Source organism: Geobacter anodireducens, from assembly GCA_001628815.1.
GTDB lineage: Bacteria > Desulfobacterota > Desulfuromonadia > Geobacterales > Geobacteraceae > Geobacter > Geobacter anodireducens.
In genome coordinates this window covers 681,145-696,289 of sequence record CP014963.1, presented here as the reverse complement: position 1 = coordinate 696,289, position 15,145 = coordinate 681,145, and the positions used below count along the sequence as shown (strand labels likewise).

The following is a 15,145-nucleotide window of genomic DNA, read 5'->3' as shown; positions in this document are numbered from 1 at the left end:
TCTCATTTGCGAGCCGTCAGCTCCCAGCCCCACGGGTCGTTCCGGACGGTGTCGAAACGGTCGAGAAAAAGAAGCATGGCCTGGCAGACGGGAATCACCAGGCCCAGCGCGACGCGGAGAGGATAGAGAAGCACGCCGGCGAGACGGATTCCGGATGCCCCGCTATTCCGTGCCTTGGGGAACATGCGCAGCGCCCTGGGCAGTTCGTAGGCCCACCGCAGGAACATCCCGCCCATGGGGACAACGCTCACCTCGCTGAATCCCGCCGCCGTGCAGAGGTACTTGAGCCCGTACGAGGTATACCTGAAGTAATCGTGCGGGGTCTGATGTTCGTCCTGCGCCATGGGCACCGTCAGGAAAAGGCGGCCGCCCGGCTTCAGGACGCGGTGCATCTCCTTGACGCATTCAAGGGGCTTCTGCAGGTGCTCAAGAACCTGGGTGCACAGCACGGCGTCGAAGCTGGCGTCCGGAATCGGCAGATTGTCGAGGGGGGCCTTATAGTCCAGGTGGTCGTAATTCCACGTGCTGTCGCCTATTGCCATATCAGCCGCCTTGTAGTCGCAGTGGCGGAAGAGCCCCTTGTAGGCGCATTCCCCCGCGCCGGCATCCAGCAGACTGCTTCCCGGCGCAAGCCCGTCAGCGACCGATTTGACGAATGCCGTAACGCAGTAGCGGCCCAGATCGGAGTACTTTGATTTGGCGATGAAGTCATCGGTAATAGTCATCAAACTGCATCCTTCCAGAGACGAGAGTAACGGGTTCGTACCAGCACCAGAACGAGAGCCGCATATGAAGCGGCATAGACCGCCATCAGGATCACGGCGTTTTCAACGGCCAGACCGAGTGCCAGCACGAGAAGCAGAGGGGCGCACGCCATGACCGCAAACAGCAGCAGGTCGGAGAGTATCGGATAATCGGTCACGTTCCTGAAATGACGGTACGCGGCCAGGGCAACCGCCAGCTTGGCCGCCACGGTCGACAGTGCCGCCCCCACGCCCCCCAGGGAAGGGATGAGCGCGACATTGAGCAGCACATTGAAAATGTTGCCGTATGTCATGGTTGCCCCGTACTCCCGAGCCATATTCCAGGCCGAAAACGGCAGCACGATCGCCCCTGCCGCATAGCCGAGCGAAATGGCGAAGCCGAGCACCTGCAAACAGGCGATGCTTTCGCTGAACGAAGGGCCGTACAGGGTCATGATGATGCTATCCGAAAACAGGAGCAGGAAAAATCCCAGGGGGACCGTACCAACAAGCATCAAAAAGGTGAAGCGCGAAAGTACCGCGGCCGGTGTCCCCTGTTTGAACGATTGGGCAAGCGGCCGGAACATCGTCGGCGTAACGATGGAGCTGATGGCATAGAACGGATTGATGATCTTGTACGCCGCCTCATAGATGCCGACCGCATGGGGAGTGGCGAAGTAATACAGGATCAGCCGGTCTGACGTGGTGAACACGTACAGGGAGAGATCCGCTTTGAGAAAGTGACGGCTCTCCGCGAACGCCTGGCGGATCTTCCGGCCATAGGCTGGGCCGAACTGTCGCCGGTCCAGCGAAAGCACCCTGCGCCGGCCGAGGAACAGCAGTGCGAGCACGCAGCCCAATGCCGAGTTCAGCACCATGATGTACGGCAGCTTCTGCCAGTCGAGGGGCGCCCGTATGAACGCAAACACGACCAGGGCATAGATGGAGCTTTGGGCGACCCGGATAAAAGACGCCGTGTTGATCTCTCCCAGTGCCACGAAGACCCAGGCCGGAGAGAACACTTCGAAGAAGATGAGAAAGACGGCCGTTGACAGGAAGTACGCCAGACGCGGATCGATCCCGGCGAGCCTGGCCACCAGCAGCGTTGCGGCGATCACCGCGCACGAGAGAGCGATCTTCGGCGGAACAGTCAACGCGAGGAGGGAGCCCAGGGTATCGTCGTCGCGGGCAAGCCGCTGCGAAGAAAGCGCTGTCAGGCCGCCGTCGGCGAACCGGGCCAGAAGGAGCAGTACCGCACTCGTCGCAGCGCTGAAACCGACGTACTCCGGACCCACGACCCGGCTCATATAGATCATGCTCGCCGCGCCCAGCAGAAGGGCGACTGCTTCGGCAACCGCCCGAAACGTAAGCTTGCCGTCCATCATGCTGCCTTTTTACCGATAAACACGGAGGCGATCTCTCCGTGCCGGCCGGGGAGTTGCATTTCCAGGCACGGGAACCCTTCGCGGCTCAGACAGGAGGCGGCATCCCTGCCGAAATCCCTGAATACGAGCACGCCGGTGTTCCGCACCGTATCGCCGTGCATGACCGGCGACCTGAGATACTCGATGCCTCCCTGCCCCATGCGGGCTCTCTCGACAGTGTGCTCCAGGGAATAGTCGACCGGTACCGTCAGGACGTGATAACCACCGGGTTTCAGCACCCTGCGGACTTCTTCGAGCGACTTATGGAGATCCGCCACATGCTCAAGCACGTCACTGTTGATAACCACATCGAAACTGTTGTCGGGAAAGGTCAGGCACTCGAGGGATTCGTTCCGCACGCCGCCGATGGTTTCGCCGAACCGGTCGGGCGCGAGATACTCCGAAACCACGTAGCGCGGGCATGCCTTCAGGGCGTCGATGCGAAAGATGTTGTATGCCGCTGTTTCGTAGACCGAAAACTGTGGGTCGGAGCGGAGCCTGCGCGCCAGGTCGCCGCTCGTGGCGTGGCCGCACAGATCGAGCACGGTCCGGGCCAGCATCCTCATCCTGGAATTGGCCATGCAGGTGACGCAGAGGAAATTCTCCCTCATGGCGAGCATGTGCTTGAAGTCTTCCCCGGCCTCCCACGACGCGGTAAGGTCGGCCAGCCACTGTTCGAGTTCGCGCGAATAGACGATCATGCTCCGGGTGTCGCAGACGGGGCAGTAGTCGAACGAAACGAACCGCCACGCTCTCCGGTGCATCAGGAACCGGGCGATGTTTTTCACCGGAACGGGGATCACGTCGTCTCCGCGGGGAACCCCTGGCCGACAAACCACTCGTACGTCCCCCCCACTCCCTCCTCCAGCCCGATCCGGTGCCGCCAGCCCAGCGAATGCAGCCGGGACACGTCCGAGAGCTTGCGGGGGGTGCCGTCGGGCTTTGACGCGTCAAAGACGAGTTCACCTTCGAAGCCCACGATTTTTTTAACCAGCAGCGCCAGGTCCCGGATGGAGATCTCTTCGCCGCTGCCGATGTTGACGATGTCATTGCCTTCGTGGTGGCGCATGAGATAGAGCGCGGCGTCGGCCACGTCATCCACGTGGATGAACTCCCGCAGCGGCGTACCCGTGCCCCAGATCGTGACCGAAGGGGCGCCGGCGACCTTTGCCTCGTGGAACTTGCGGATCAGGGCGGGGAGGACATGGGACTTCTCAAGATCGAAGTTATCGTTGGGACCGTAAAGGTTGGTCGGCATGGCCGCAATGAAGCGGGTGCCGTACTGCCGGTTGTAGGAGCGGCACAGGGATATGCCGGCGATCTTGGCGATGGCGTAGGCTTCGTTGGTGGGCTCCAGTGGGCCGGTCAGGAGATACTCCTCACGGATCGGCTGGGACGCCATCTTGGGGTAGATGCAGGTGCTCCCCAGGAAGAGGAGCTTCGACACGCCGGTGCGATAGGCGCTGTGGATGACGTTGGCTCGATCATCAGGTTGTCGTAGATGAACTCGGCCGGATAGGTGTTGTTGGCGACGATGCCCCCCACCTTGGCCGCGGCGAGAAAGACGTAGTCGGGCCGCTCCGCAGCGAAGAACGCCGCCACCGCGGCCTGGTCCCGCAGGTCCAGCTCACCGCTCGTGCGCAGGAGCAGGTTCCCGTATCCCTCTGCGGTCAGTTTCCGTACAATGGCCGACCCCACCAATCCCCGGTGGCCGGCAACGTAGATCCTGGCGCTCCTATCCATCGGCCCGCTTCTCCCGCTCGGCCAATGCCAGGTCCGCATCGGTCATCATGTCCACGAGCCCCTGGAAGTCCACCCGGGGCTGCCAGCCGAGCTGGCGCCGGGCCTTGGCAGAATCGCCCAGCAGCAGGTCCACCTCCGCCGGCCGGAAATAGCGGGGGTCGATCTCGATCACGATCTTCCCGCTGTTCGCGTCGATTCCCTTCTCGTGCACCCCTTTCCCCTGCCACTCCAGGGGCATGCCGAGCCGTGCGAAGACCCGCTCGGCGAACTCCCGCACCGACCAGGTCTCGCCCGTGGCCACCACGAAGTCGTCGGCTTCCTGCTGCTGGAGCATGAGCCACATGGCTTCCACGTAGTCCCCGGCAAAGCCCCAGTCGCGCTTGGCATCCAGATTCCCGAGATAGAGCCGATCCTGAAGACCCGTCTTGATCCGGCCGGCAGCCCGGGTGATCTTCCGGGTGACGAACGTCTCGCCGCGGCGCGGCGACTCGTGGTTGAACAGGATGCCGTTACAGGCGTACATGCCGTAACTCTCGCGATAGTTGAGGGTGATATAGTAGGCGTAGGCCTTGGCGCAGGCATAGGGTGAGCGGGGATAGAAGGGGGTGGTTTCCTTCTGGGGCGTCTCCACAACCTTGCCGTACAGCTCTGAGGACGATGCCTGATAGAATCTCGTGTTCAGCCCGGTCTCGCGAATGCCTTCCAGCAACCGCACAGTGCCGAGGGCATCGATCTCCCCCGTGTACTCGGGGACATCGAAGGAAACCCGGACATGGCTCTGGGCGCCCAGGTTGTAAATCTCGTCGGGTCGCACCTCGCGCAGGACCCGGTTGATGGAACTGGCGTCGTTCAGGTCGCCGTAGTGGAGAAAAAGCCGCACGTCGGGCTCGTGGGGGTCCCGGTAGAGGTGGTCGATCCGCCCGGTATTGAACGATGACGAACGCCGGATGACGCCGTGGACCTCGTATCCCTTGCCAAGGAGCAGTTCCGCCAGGTACGAGCCGTCCTGGCCTGAAATGCCGGTTATGAGTGCGCGCTTCACGGATGTTCCTCCCTAATTGACTGAATTTCGCCGGCCGGTTCGCCGGCCTGGTGCAGAAGCTCCGGGGCCGCGCCCCGCTGCAGGAGCTCTTCCCGCAGGGCCTCCCGGCGCTTGAACGTGGTGATGACGATATGGTGGTTGCCCGCCAGGAGCCCATGGGGAATGGACACCACGGGCTTGCCGAAAAACTCGCGGCCGTCGGCCGCCTGGTCCATGACCAGGGCCAGCTCCAGTCCCACCTCCCGCAGCGACAGGTAGGCGATCTCCGCCACCTCGTCCACGCCGCAGAAGGCCACCCGCCCGATTCCCTGAGCCCTGAGCGCCCGGAACAGGGCGAGATAATCCTGGCGGGCAACGCGGAAGAGGGTCGTGAACGAGCTCAGGTGTTCATAGGCAAGGCGGCTTTTTTCGGCAAGCCCCCGCGGGGTGAGGAGATAGGCGTAGCGGTTCCGGGGAAAGGACTTGATCCGCACAAACCCCTTGTCCACGAGGTGTTTCAGGTAGGAGTTGACGAGCCCGAGGGCGATGCCGACCTGGCGGGCGATTTCGCGCTGGGACAGGGGCTCCTCCGACGAGATGGCCGACAGGAGCAGAAAGGAGCGATAGGATTCATCCTTTTCGCGAAGGTCGTTCATGAAATGAACGATACTCTACTTTCCACGGGAATGCAATCGGTTATGCGCGCTTCATCCGGCGGTAGACCGCTTCGAGGATGCCGGCCCGAGCCTGCCAGGAATGTTCGCGCTCGGCCCGTTCCCGCGCCAGGCGGGCACGCTCGGCCCGAGCGGCCGCATCGCCTGCCAGGCCGGCCAGGTGCGCGGCCAGATCCGCCGCGTCGCCATAACGGGCATAAATGCCCGCCTCGCCCAGGATTTCCCGGTTCACCGGCGTATCGAAGGCAATGGTGGGGAGCCCGCACGCCATGTAGTTGAAGAGCTTGCCGTTGGCCTCGGTCAGGGACACCTTGGGCGACACGGCCATGTCACCCGCCGAAAGGTAGAGGGGCGCCTTGCCGTAGTCGATCCGCCCCGTAAAGGTCACCATGTCGGCGATGCCCAGGTCGCGCGCCTTCTGCCGATACCCCTTCTCCGGAAATCCCATGGCCAGAAGCCGAAGCGGGCTGCCCTGGGATTTGAGGATCACCATGGCCGAGAGGAGAAGGTCGATCCCCTGGTAGCGGTTCAGCACCCCCAGATAGACCGCCAGCGGCACGTCCGGCGCGATGCCGAGCCGGCGGCGCACCTCCGTGCGGTCATGGGGGCGGAACACCGCGGTATCGACCCCGTCCATGAGGGCCGTCACCTTTGCCGGCGGCACCCCCCACTTCGTGACGAGATCGGTCCGGCCCGGCCCCGAGCTGGTCACGATGGCATCGGCGCTGCGGTTGATCCACCCCTCCAGCAGAGCGAAAAACCGGTAGAGCAGCGACCCTTCGCGGACAAACCCGTGGTCGGCCAATTCCATGGTGAGGCTCCCCTGACAGTCGAACAGGAGGGGGACGCCCAGCAGTTTTTTCAGGAACACGCCGAAGAACGCCCCTTCATGCAGGTGGGCATGGATCAGGTCGGGCCGCAGGCGCCGGGCCGCGCGCAGGGCGGTGCCGCAGAGGAGGATGTCCAGGTAGGGCTTGTGCCAGGAGGGCCCGGCGGAGAGCTTCGTGTACCAGGGGACGCGCAGGGTGCGGTCCGTGGGGATGCCCGCCATGTCCCGCCCCAGGTGGTAGGTGACGATCCGCACCTGGTGCCCGCGGGCCATGAGCGTCCGGGCCTCTTCGTAAATCCTGACGTGGCATCCGCGGTCGGCGAAAAACGGCGTGGGGGCCAGCATGAGAATCCTCACGGCGCCGCCCCCCTACCCTTCATCCAGATTGATCTTCTCCCGGACGACGTAGATCGGTTTCCCCTGGGACTCGTGATAGGTGCGGGCGTTCACCTCGCCCAGCAGGCCGAGGGCGATGAACTGTACTCCGCCGAAGAGGAGAAAGGCGGTCAGGATCAGGAGGGGATTGCGGTTCATGCTCATCCCCTCGAAGAGCTTCATAGAGAGGGTGAGCCCGCCGGTCAGGAATCCGGCCAGGATGGTATAGATCCCCCACTTGCCGAAGAGCTGGATCGGCTTGGTGGAGTAGGTGAGCAGGAACTTCACCGTCATCAGGTCCAGAACGACGCGCATGGTGCGGGAGATGCCGTACTTGCTCGTGCCGTAGAGGCGGGCATGGTGACGGACCGGGATCTCCGCCACCCGCGCCCCCACCTGGGAGGCCAGGGCGGGGACGAACCGGTGCATCTCTCCGTACAGGTTCACCCCGTCCAGCACCTCGCGCCGGTAGGCCTTCAGGGTGCAGCCGTAATCGTGGAGGTGGACCCCTGTCATCCGGGAGATGAGGGCATTGGCGATAATGGAGGGAAGGCGCCGGTTGACGAAGGTGTCCTGCCGGTCCTTGCGCCAGCCCGAGACCACGTCGTATCCCTCGTCGATCGTGGCCAGGAGCGTCGGAATGTCAGCCGGATCGTTCTGGAGGTCGCCGTCCATGGGCACGATGACCCTGCCCCGGGCCGCATCGAAGCCGGCCGCCATGGCGGCGGTCTGGCCGAAGTTGCGGCGGAAGCGGATCACCTTCACCCGCCGGTCCTGCTGGGCAATCTCCCGCAGCAGGGCGAACGAGCCGTCAGAGGAGCCGTCATCCACGAGAATCAGCTCGTAGTCGATGCCTGACCCGGTCAGGGCGTCGCTCACCCGCGCATGAAGATGCGGAATAGTCTCTTCCTCATTGTAGATCGGAACAACGATACTCAGTTCCACCGGGCACCTCACTGATGTTGCCTCTGCACTGCCTGACGCTGCCGCAGGACAGGCAGATAGAGCCTGACCTGGGCGGCTTCGTCCGGGTACTCCATGGCGCCGAACATGGTGAACTTCTCGTAATTGAGCACCGCCTCGGCCAGATTGCCGCGCCGCTCCTCGGCCTTGGCCAGGGTCAGGTACGCCCGGATGTTGAACCGGTCGATCCGCAGCGCCTCCCGCGCATGCGCCGCCGCCTGCTCGTAATCCCCCGTCAGCAGGTAACTCAGCCCCACCGTCTCGCGCACCCAGGTAGAGTCGGGATTGACCCTGACCGCATGCCGCCAGAGGGTATGTTCGCTGCGCCAGTACCCGTTTTGTATCACGGTGAGCCCGGCGAACACAACAATCACGAGGCAGGAGGCGCCGACAAACCTCCGGTGGGGCCAGCGCTGGAGACAGCCCGCCAGGACGAGCCCAACGCCGGGAAGGCAGAGGTACATGTACCGGTCCGCCGCCAGGTAGGCCACGGGAACCAGGTTGGAAACCGGCAGCCAGAAGATGAGGAACCAGCCGATACCGAACGATACCAGGGGAAGCCGGCGACGGAGAAAGACCGCCGCGCTTGCCACTGCCGCAAGGAGCCCGAGCGACAGCAACGCCCACGGTTGCCAGAGGCTTTCGGAGAGCCGGAAAACATACTCGGGGGCCAGGCGGACCGGGAGAACGATCTTGGAGAGATAGAATCCGAAGGCCTTCATGGCACCCATGAAGAGGGGAAGATAGCTCTCCGAAGCACCAAAGCTGTTCTTGGAATAGACCGTGAGCAAATGTTCAGGGGCCAGGAGCCCCCGGAACCGGTACATGAGCGCCGCACCGGCCGCCACGAGGAAGAGAAGTGCCACGAGGGGGCGCCTGAGCAGCACCCGTTTCCCCGGTTCCACCATCAGCCATTCGTAGAGGAGAGCCACGAGCGGCAGCGTCACCGTGGCCTCATTGGCAAGGAGTGCGCCGCCGTACGCGGCAAGAGCAGCGAGCCACAAGGCAAGGCGCCGCCCCCCGGCGGCGGCGAAACTCCCCACGAAGCAGAGCACGGCACCGAGGGCAAAGAGCAGGGCCAGCAACTCCTTGCGGTGCGCGATGCCGGCCACCGACTCGGACTGGAGGGGGTGCACCAGGAAGAGAAGCGCCCCCATGAGGGCAAAGGGAAGCTCTACCCCCAGGGCGTGGAACAGGGCGACCAGCAGCAGTCCGTTCACTCCGTGCCAGGCCAGTTGCTGGATGCGATAGCCGGCGGGCTGGTCGCCGAACAGGAGATGGTCGGGGATGTAGGTGAGCTCGCGCATGGGGCGGCCGGGCATCGTGTTCCGGGCAAAACCGGCAAGCGAGTGGGTATCGGGGTTCTTCAGGACAACGGGGATATCGTCATAGGTCCACTGGTTGAAAAAAGTGTTCCCGTAGACCGTCACGGTCACCAGAAGAAAAAAGACGAGCAGGATGCGCTTGTGCGGCAGCGGCGATGCCGTCATTGTGGAACCTCCCCGGTACCGTGGGCAGGCAGATGCCAGGGAGCGCCGAACTCCTTGATGCAACGGATCGTGACCGCCGCGGTTTCCCCTGCCTCCGACCTGAAGCGGGGTGTCAGCAGGCCTTTCAAGAGGCCGGCCCCATAACAGAGGTGGAGTGTCGGATAGAGCACCACAAGCCACGGCAATGCGGCATAGAGGCGCGAACGCACGGCGCCCGACAGGGCCGACACCATCACCGCCGCACCGTAGAGGGCGGCAGGCAGGAAACAGGGAGCCCAGGGCGCGACCGGCAGGAGAAGCAGGTAGATCAGAAACACCGTTGGCAGGAAATCAACCACAGAGCGCACACCGGCAATGCGGGTCTGCTCTCCGCGCCCCCTTCCGTAGCCGAAAAACTGGCGGACAAACGCCCGGAACGTAGATCGCTGGCTCCGCCGGACAGCCAGATCCGGGTCGTGCACGAGGCCCATTCCCCGCTTCGAGATCCGGTCCATGAGCTCGTTCTCCTCGTTGGGGTAGAGCCGCTCGTCAAGGCCTCCCTCCGCCAGGAAGACATCCCGGCGCATGGCCAGGTTGCAGAGGATCAGTTCCCGCTCGCTCGTCCGGCGTGGGCTGCCGGTGGCGCGGTAGCGGTTGCGCGCCCCGCCCCCACCCAGCCGTGACGCCAGAACGACGCCGATGGCGCGCTGGAATCGGCTGTCGGATGCAGGAGTGAGCGACGGGCCGCCCACGGCGGCTACGGAGGGATCGGCCAGATGCGCTGCCGCCCGCGCCAGAAAATCCGGTGAGGCCAGAGAGTCGTCATCCAGAAAGTAGAGCATCTCGCCCGCTGCAGCGGCTGCAGCCTGGTTACGCTGACGGCTCGGCCGCGTCCCCTCGGCCACCAGGACCTCCATGTGCGAGGAGGGATACGCGAGCGACCTGAGGCGATCGAGGGCACGGACGGTTCCGCCCGGCTTCACGGGAATGATAATGGAAAAGGTAATGGAATCGGCCATGGCGACAAAAGAAAAACCGGGTCCGGCCCGGTTTTTTCACAGTTGGTATCCAGCAGGGGCGACGGAACCCGTTGTCAGAAAAACTTCTTCATGTTTGCGGCGATCCGCTTCTCGATCCGGTTGTCGCTGCCGTCCCGCTTGCCGTAGGTATACTCCAGGTTAGCCTGGAGTTTCCGGAAATTGAGTCCCACCACGCCGGTATAGAGCTGCTCCGTGATGCTTCCCGGCTCGATGAGCGAGTAGCGCGCATCCGCCCCAACAAACAGGCTGCGGAGCGGGAAATACCGCGCGCCCAGGGTAAACCGCCTGGTGGTGTTGAGCTCGTTGGCCACCGTCCCCGTGTTCAGGGTGCGATTATAGGTGAACTCCTCGTAGAGTTCCAGCAGTTTCCTGTTCGCCCCGCTCAGGGTGTAGAAGCTGTAACCCAGCCGCTGCCGCAGGTCCAGAAACTCGCTCCTGGTGTTCACGTCCACGTCGCCCACGTTGTAGGTATAGGTGAGAAGTCCCTCCAACTGCCGGACGGGACGGTATTCCAGGGTGCCCACGCTTTCCAGATAGTCGATGCTCTCGCCACCGACCATCCGCACGTTGTAGCTGTTGCGCATCCGGGCCAAAAAGGTCGGCGTACTGTAGTCGATGGTACTGCGGAAGGTGGTCAGGAAGTCGGTCGGCGCTCCCGACTGCATGAGGACGTCTTCGCTGACCGAAAAGCTGAGCGAGGTGCGGGAGAAGGGACGCCAGGCCGCGCTGACCGTGGTAACGGAGCGGACATATTCGTCGATTTCGCTGTTGCGGCGCTGGAACGAGATGGCAGAGCCCGATACCGTGCTCGTGCCGCTGCTGAATCCGCTGTTCACGGTGATCGCCGAATTGTTGAAGTTGCGCGGATTGGTGCCGCTGGCCGCGGACAGGTCCTCCTCCACCTCGAAACGCCAGGTGGGCGATGCCACATACGCCACACGGCCAAGGACGTTCTGGTTGAGGTAGCCGTCGCCCGAACCGGTACCGCCGGTCGCATCGAAGTACTTGACCGTATAGCTCCCCGACAGGCTGTAGTCACGCGAAAGGCGCGCAGTGCTTGCCGTTTCGACGCCTCCTTCGAAGGAAAGCAGTTTCGAGCCGTAACTCTCGGTGCTCTCCCCACGCACCACCACCCCCAGAGTGAAGGGAGAGCGCCGGAACATGTCGGCGCGGACCGAAGCGTTGTAGTTGGAGTTGTTGACCACGCTGCCGCTGGGGGACTGAATCCGCTTTTCATTGGAATAGAGGCTGGCCTTCCAGTCCACATCGGCGCCAAGGACACCGCTTGCATAGAAGGGCACCGTCCGCTCCAGGGTAATCCCTTCATCGTCGAGCAGCCGGGAAAAGCTGGAAAAGGTCCGTGCATCCCAGGTCTTGCGGGAAGCCACGGCGAACAGGTTAAGCTCGTAAGCTTCAAAGGAGTTGGCCGGCATTGAACTCGCGTGCTTGGTGAACTGGCCGTCGGCCGAGATCTTCACCCAGTTGGTCAGGTCGATCCACCGCCGCGCCAGCAGGTGATCGACCGTGCCGATCTGCATCTGGGTTTCCTTGAAGGACTGGTCGGTGTTGAGGTAGTCCCTGAAGTCGGTGGTCCGGTAGTGGAACCAGTTGTCCCTCTTGTTCAGGCTCACGAAGGCCAGACGGCGCATGCGCGTATCCACGGGGGTCAGACTCTTCAGGTCCCGGTTGAGATCGTCGCGGTAGTCGAGCATGACCAGCGGGATATGCCGGAAAATGGCGTTATAACCATTGGTCAGGCCGTTCTTCACCCCGAAGACCAGGGTTGCGCCGCTATTGATGTGGGTACCGTCGTAAAGGTTGGTGATCAGCCTCGGCGCAAAGATCGACGAACCGTCAATGCCGGACAGGTCCTCGTGCATGTTGATCCGGTTCGTGTCATAGCTGTAGGCTCTGAGCCGCAGGGGGAGCTCCAGCGGATCGAGCACCACTTCGCCGCGATACAGCAAATGCCCGGCACTGACGGAGGGGTTGTAGTTGGTCTGGGGGTCGGTGGGATTGGAGGGATTCTTTATCTTCGTATCAAAGGAGCCCCACTCGTAGCCCAGGGCAAGGTCGTAGCGCCCGACCCTGCCCTTGTAAAGCTCGCCGGATGTCTCATACAGCAAGGAGTAGCGCTGATAGAACGAATGGGCATCGCTGATCCGGGAGCCGTTGGCATCGGCCTCATAGCGCACGTATCCCAGCTCCGCCTCGCCGGAAATACCGGCCCGCACCGATGCGGGCGAGCAAAGAACCAGGCCGGCCAAGACCGACACTGACGCCAGCCCTATGTGCATGCGTCCTAGCGTCATGGAACCCACGGATCACTCCGGCATTCCGCCGGAGACGGCAACACGTTCACACCCACTCCACGAGAAACCACCCTCCGGGCGACCGGCTGCAGGCACCACAAGCCGGACCGCTGCGTAAAAAAGGGTGGACCAGAGTCCACCCTCGTTCCGGAGAGGTCCCCCTACTTCTTGTGGCAGCCGAGACAGAGCTTGCTGCCCGCCATGGTGGTACGGAGGAACGGAGCGTCGGTGTTGTCGTGGACCTTGTGGCAACTGCCGCACTCGAGGGTCGTGGCTCCGCGGGCGGACCTGAAGAGGGGGAGGCCGTTGGTCACGTCCGCGGTCTTCATGGTCGGCGGGTTGGTACCGGTATCGAGGGCGCCCAGGTTGCCGTCGGCGGCAATTCCGGAGGCGGTAACCAGGAAGTTGACCGGGTGGTCATTACTCAGGTCGGTGCCCAGGTTGGCATCGCCGGTGATCACATCGTTCCCCCCCACCATGGTGATTGCCACGCCGTTGGGGTCGTTGTGCACCGCGCCACCCAGGCCGGTGGCCCCGTCATGACAGCTCATGCAGAAGAGCGAGATGGAGTCGGCCGTAAAGCCCTGCTTGACCGGCGCGTTGTTCATGCCGCTGGAGGAGTAGAGCGTAAAGGTTGTGGCAGTGGGGTTGCCGCGGTTCCAGAGGGGAATGTCCTGCACCGAGTTGTGCGGGGTGTGACAGAACACACAGATCTGGTCGGTGTTCGTCGCCTTGAATGTGGCGCCGGTGCTTCCGGAACTCAGGTCGTGCTTGGTATTCTTGATGCTGGCGGCTCCCGCCGCGGTAACGGCCACCAGGAGTGCGGTCAGGGCCAATCCGATTTTTGCTTCGCTTCTCATGCTGCGTTCTCCTTTCACGTGGGTACTATGTGCTTTCTCAGCCGTTCGCGTTGATACCAATGGATGAGATACACAATGCAACCAGCACGCCAATATTCAACGCCTTCTCATAAAAGACCTGGAGATCAATAATTACGGTTGGATACACGCACACGGATTACACCAATCAAGCCTATTTCTCTCGGCAACGTTGTCCCGGGACGTATTTCCGAGAAGTTCGAACGCCATATAGCGCTACATTTTTTTGGCACTAACCGCAACTCGCTACAGCACCGAAGGGAAGATGGCACTGACACTCAATACATCCGCTAAATAACTTGTTGATGACAAAAATAAGAAGAGCCCCCGACAGCAACCATGCTGGCGAGGGCTCTTCGGAAACCGCGGGTTTCGGGCGTTTGTCTGACTTAGCGTAAAGCCGCTGCAAATCCGTCTGGTCGGTTCATATTTCGCCGGTTTTTCTGCCAGTGAAATGACAATTGACCTGCGCAATCGACACAATCTGCCCTGGGCCAGCCGAGCTTTCGCTTCGATTTCCCAAGTCGGACAGACTCCTGGCAGGCGAAGGAACCGATATTACTCCTGCCATCCGGGATGGGGTTGCGCTTGAGGAAATCGTCGGAGATGTACTGGAACACCTGGAACCGCCGATTGAGTTGGTCAACCACGTAAATGACGTCCTTGTCGTCAATGAAGACCCCTTGAGGAATGACGAATCCGCCGGGGGCCTGCTTGCCGGTGGTGATGGCGGAGTAGAGTCCGCCCACGGTGAGAAGATACTCGCCGTTGGTGCCGAAGATAATGAGCTTGTGACCTTTTCCCTCGGTCACATAGATATGATCCTCCGAGTCGACGGCCACGCCTTTCATGATCTGGAAATCGGCCGGCCCGTCGCCCCGGCGCCCGAACTTGCGGAGAAACTTCCCGTCCTGATCGAAGATCTGAACCCGGGCGTTCATGGCATCGCCTACGATGATCTCCCCCTTGCGATTGATGGCCACCGCCACGGGAAAGTTGAATTCGCCGTCTTCGATGCCACGTTTTCCAAAGGCGGAAAGCAGCCCCCCCTGCATGTCGAGGATGGCAATCCGGTGCTCGCGCGCATCCACCACGAGAATTCTCTGACGCTTTTCATCCACGGCGATGTCAGTGTTCCTCGTGACAGTAGCTTTGGTGTCGATAAAACGACGCGGCACCTCAAATCTGTCAAAAACTAGTATCCCCCCCTTTTCCGCATCGGAAACGTAAATATTCCCCTGGGAATCACCAGTGACCGAAACCGGGGTGGTAAACTGGTTAGCCGCCTGGGGTCCGCCGAGCATCGACACGCTCCGCTCTTTCATGTTGAACACCACCACGCCGCGAAGGCCCGGATCTGCCACATAAATCCTGTTCTGGCCATCCGCATAGACATCCAGCGGCTTGGTCAGGCTCATGGCCTGTTCTTCCCCGGCAATGGCTGCCATGAACGACGCGAATCCCTGCTTCGGGAAGTCGTTCTGGCTGCTGTAGGCACCGAGCCATTCGATCCTGGGACGCTCGGGCAGCGGCGGCCAGAAGTAGCGCCGCTCCTCCCGGACCTGCTGTCCTGCGCAGCCGGCGCACAGGGCGCACAGGACGGCCGCACCGACGAACCTGCGGATGAGCTTCAGAACGTTCATATGGTCACCTCGTTCCATGAGAATAGTCCGG

At 62.4% G+C, this 15,145-nt stretch carries 11 protein-coding genes and 2 pseudogenes; all 13 read right to left on the bottom strand.

Translation table 11 applies throughout. The features are described 5' to 3' along the window. Positions 1 to 2: 2 nt before the first annotated feature. The 13 genes and pseudogenes from A2G06_03285 to A2G06_03225 all read right to left on the bottom strand — a co-directional run bounded on the left by A2G06_03285 (position 3) and on the right by A2G06_03225 (position 15,114). On the bottom strand, positions 3 to 725 hold the full coding sequence (locus A2G06_03285; protein ID ANA39555.1) for an SAM-dependent methyltransferase: 723 nt from the start codon (positions 723 to 725) through the stop codon (positions 3 to 5). Continuing rightward, positions 725 to 2,125: a sugar transporter gene (locus A2G06_03280; protein ANA41583.1), complete on the bottom strand. Its 1,401-nt coding sequence runs from the start codon at positions 2,123 to 2,125 to the stop codon at positions 725 to 727. The genes A2G06_03285 and A2G06_03280 overlap by 1 nt, the downstream gene beginning before the upstream one ends. Beyond that, the gene (locus tag A2G06_03275) at positions 2,125 to 2,970 is read right to left on the bottom strand and encodes an SAM-dependent methyltransferase (protein ID ANA39554.1); all 846 of its coding nucleotides are present in this window, start codon (positions 2,968 to 2,970) and stop codon (positions 2,125 to 2,127) included. The genes A2G06_03280 and A2G06_03275 overlap by 1 nt, the downstream gene beginning before the upstream one ends. Further along, positions 2,967 to 3,910: pseudogene (locus tag A2G06_03270) on the bottom strand (GDP-fucose synthetase). Before A2G06_03270 ends, A2G06_03275 begins: the two are co-directional and overlap by 4 nt. Then, positions 3,903 to 4,952, bottom strand: a complete 1,050-nt coding sequence (locus tag A2G06_03265) for a GDP-mannose 4,6-dehydratase (protein ID ANA39553.1) — start codon at positions 4,950 to 4,952, stop codon at positions 3,903 to 3,905. Before A2G06_03265 ends, A2G06_03270 begins: the two are co-directional and overlap by 8 nt. Beyond that, complete coding sequence (locus A2G06_03260) at positions 4,949 to 5,587, bottom strand: transcriptional regulator (protein ANA39552.1); 639 nt, start codon at positions 5,585 to 5,587, stop codon at positions 4,949 to 4,951. Before A2G06_03260 ends, A2G06_03265 begins: the two co-directional genes overlap by 4 nt. A 40-nt stretch (positions 5,588 to 5,627) precedes the next feature. Next, a complete protein-coding gene (locus A2G06_03255; protein ID ANA39551.1) occupies positions 5,628 to 6,779 on the bottom strand; it encodes a glycoside hydrolase in 1,152 nt (383 codons plus the stop codon). A gap of 24 nt (positions 6,780 to 6,803) precedes the next feature. Beyond that, entirely contained in the window at positions 6,804 to 7,754 is a 951-nt protein-coding gene (locus A2G06_03250; GenBank protein ID ANA39550.1) for a glycosyl transferase, read from the bottom strand. Positions 7,755 to 7,762: 8 nt separating this feature from the next. Then, entirely contained in the window at positions 7,763 to 9,262 is a 1,500-nt protein-coding gene (locus A2G06_03245) for a hypothetical protein (GenBank protein ANA39549.1), read from the bottom strand. Then, positions 9,259 to 10,260 (bottom strand): glycosyl transferase family 2, encoded by a 1,002-nt coding sequence (locus tag A2G06_03240; GenBank protein ID ANA39548.1) that lies wholly within the window; start codon positions 10,258 to 10,260, stop codon positions 9,259 to 9,261. Before A2G06_03240 ends, A2G06_03245 begins: the two co-directional genes overlap by 4 nt. 74 nt (positions 10,261 to 10,334) lie before the next feature. Continuing rightward, positions 10,335 to 12,578, bottom strand: coding sequence for a hypothetical protein (locus A2G06_03235; protein ID ANA39547.1), 2,244 nt, complete (start codon positions 12,576 to 12,578; stop codon positions 10,335 to 10,337). A 176-nt stretch (positions 12,579 to 12,754) separates the two neighbouring features. Further along, positions 12,755 to 13,453 (bottom strand): cytochrome C, encoded by a 699-nt coding sequence (locus tag A2G06_03230; protein ID ANA39546.1) that lies wholly within the window; start codon positions 13,451 to 13,453, stop codon positions 12,755 to 12,757. A 590-nt stretch (positions 13,454 to 14,043) separates the two neighbouring features. Continuing rightward, positions 14,044 to 15,114: pseudogene (locus tag A2G06_03225) on the bottom strand (hypothetical protein). Positions 15,115 to 15,145: the final 31 nt, after the last annotated feature.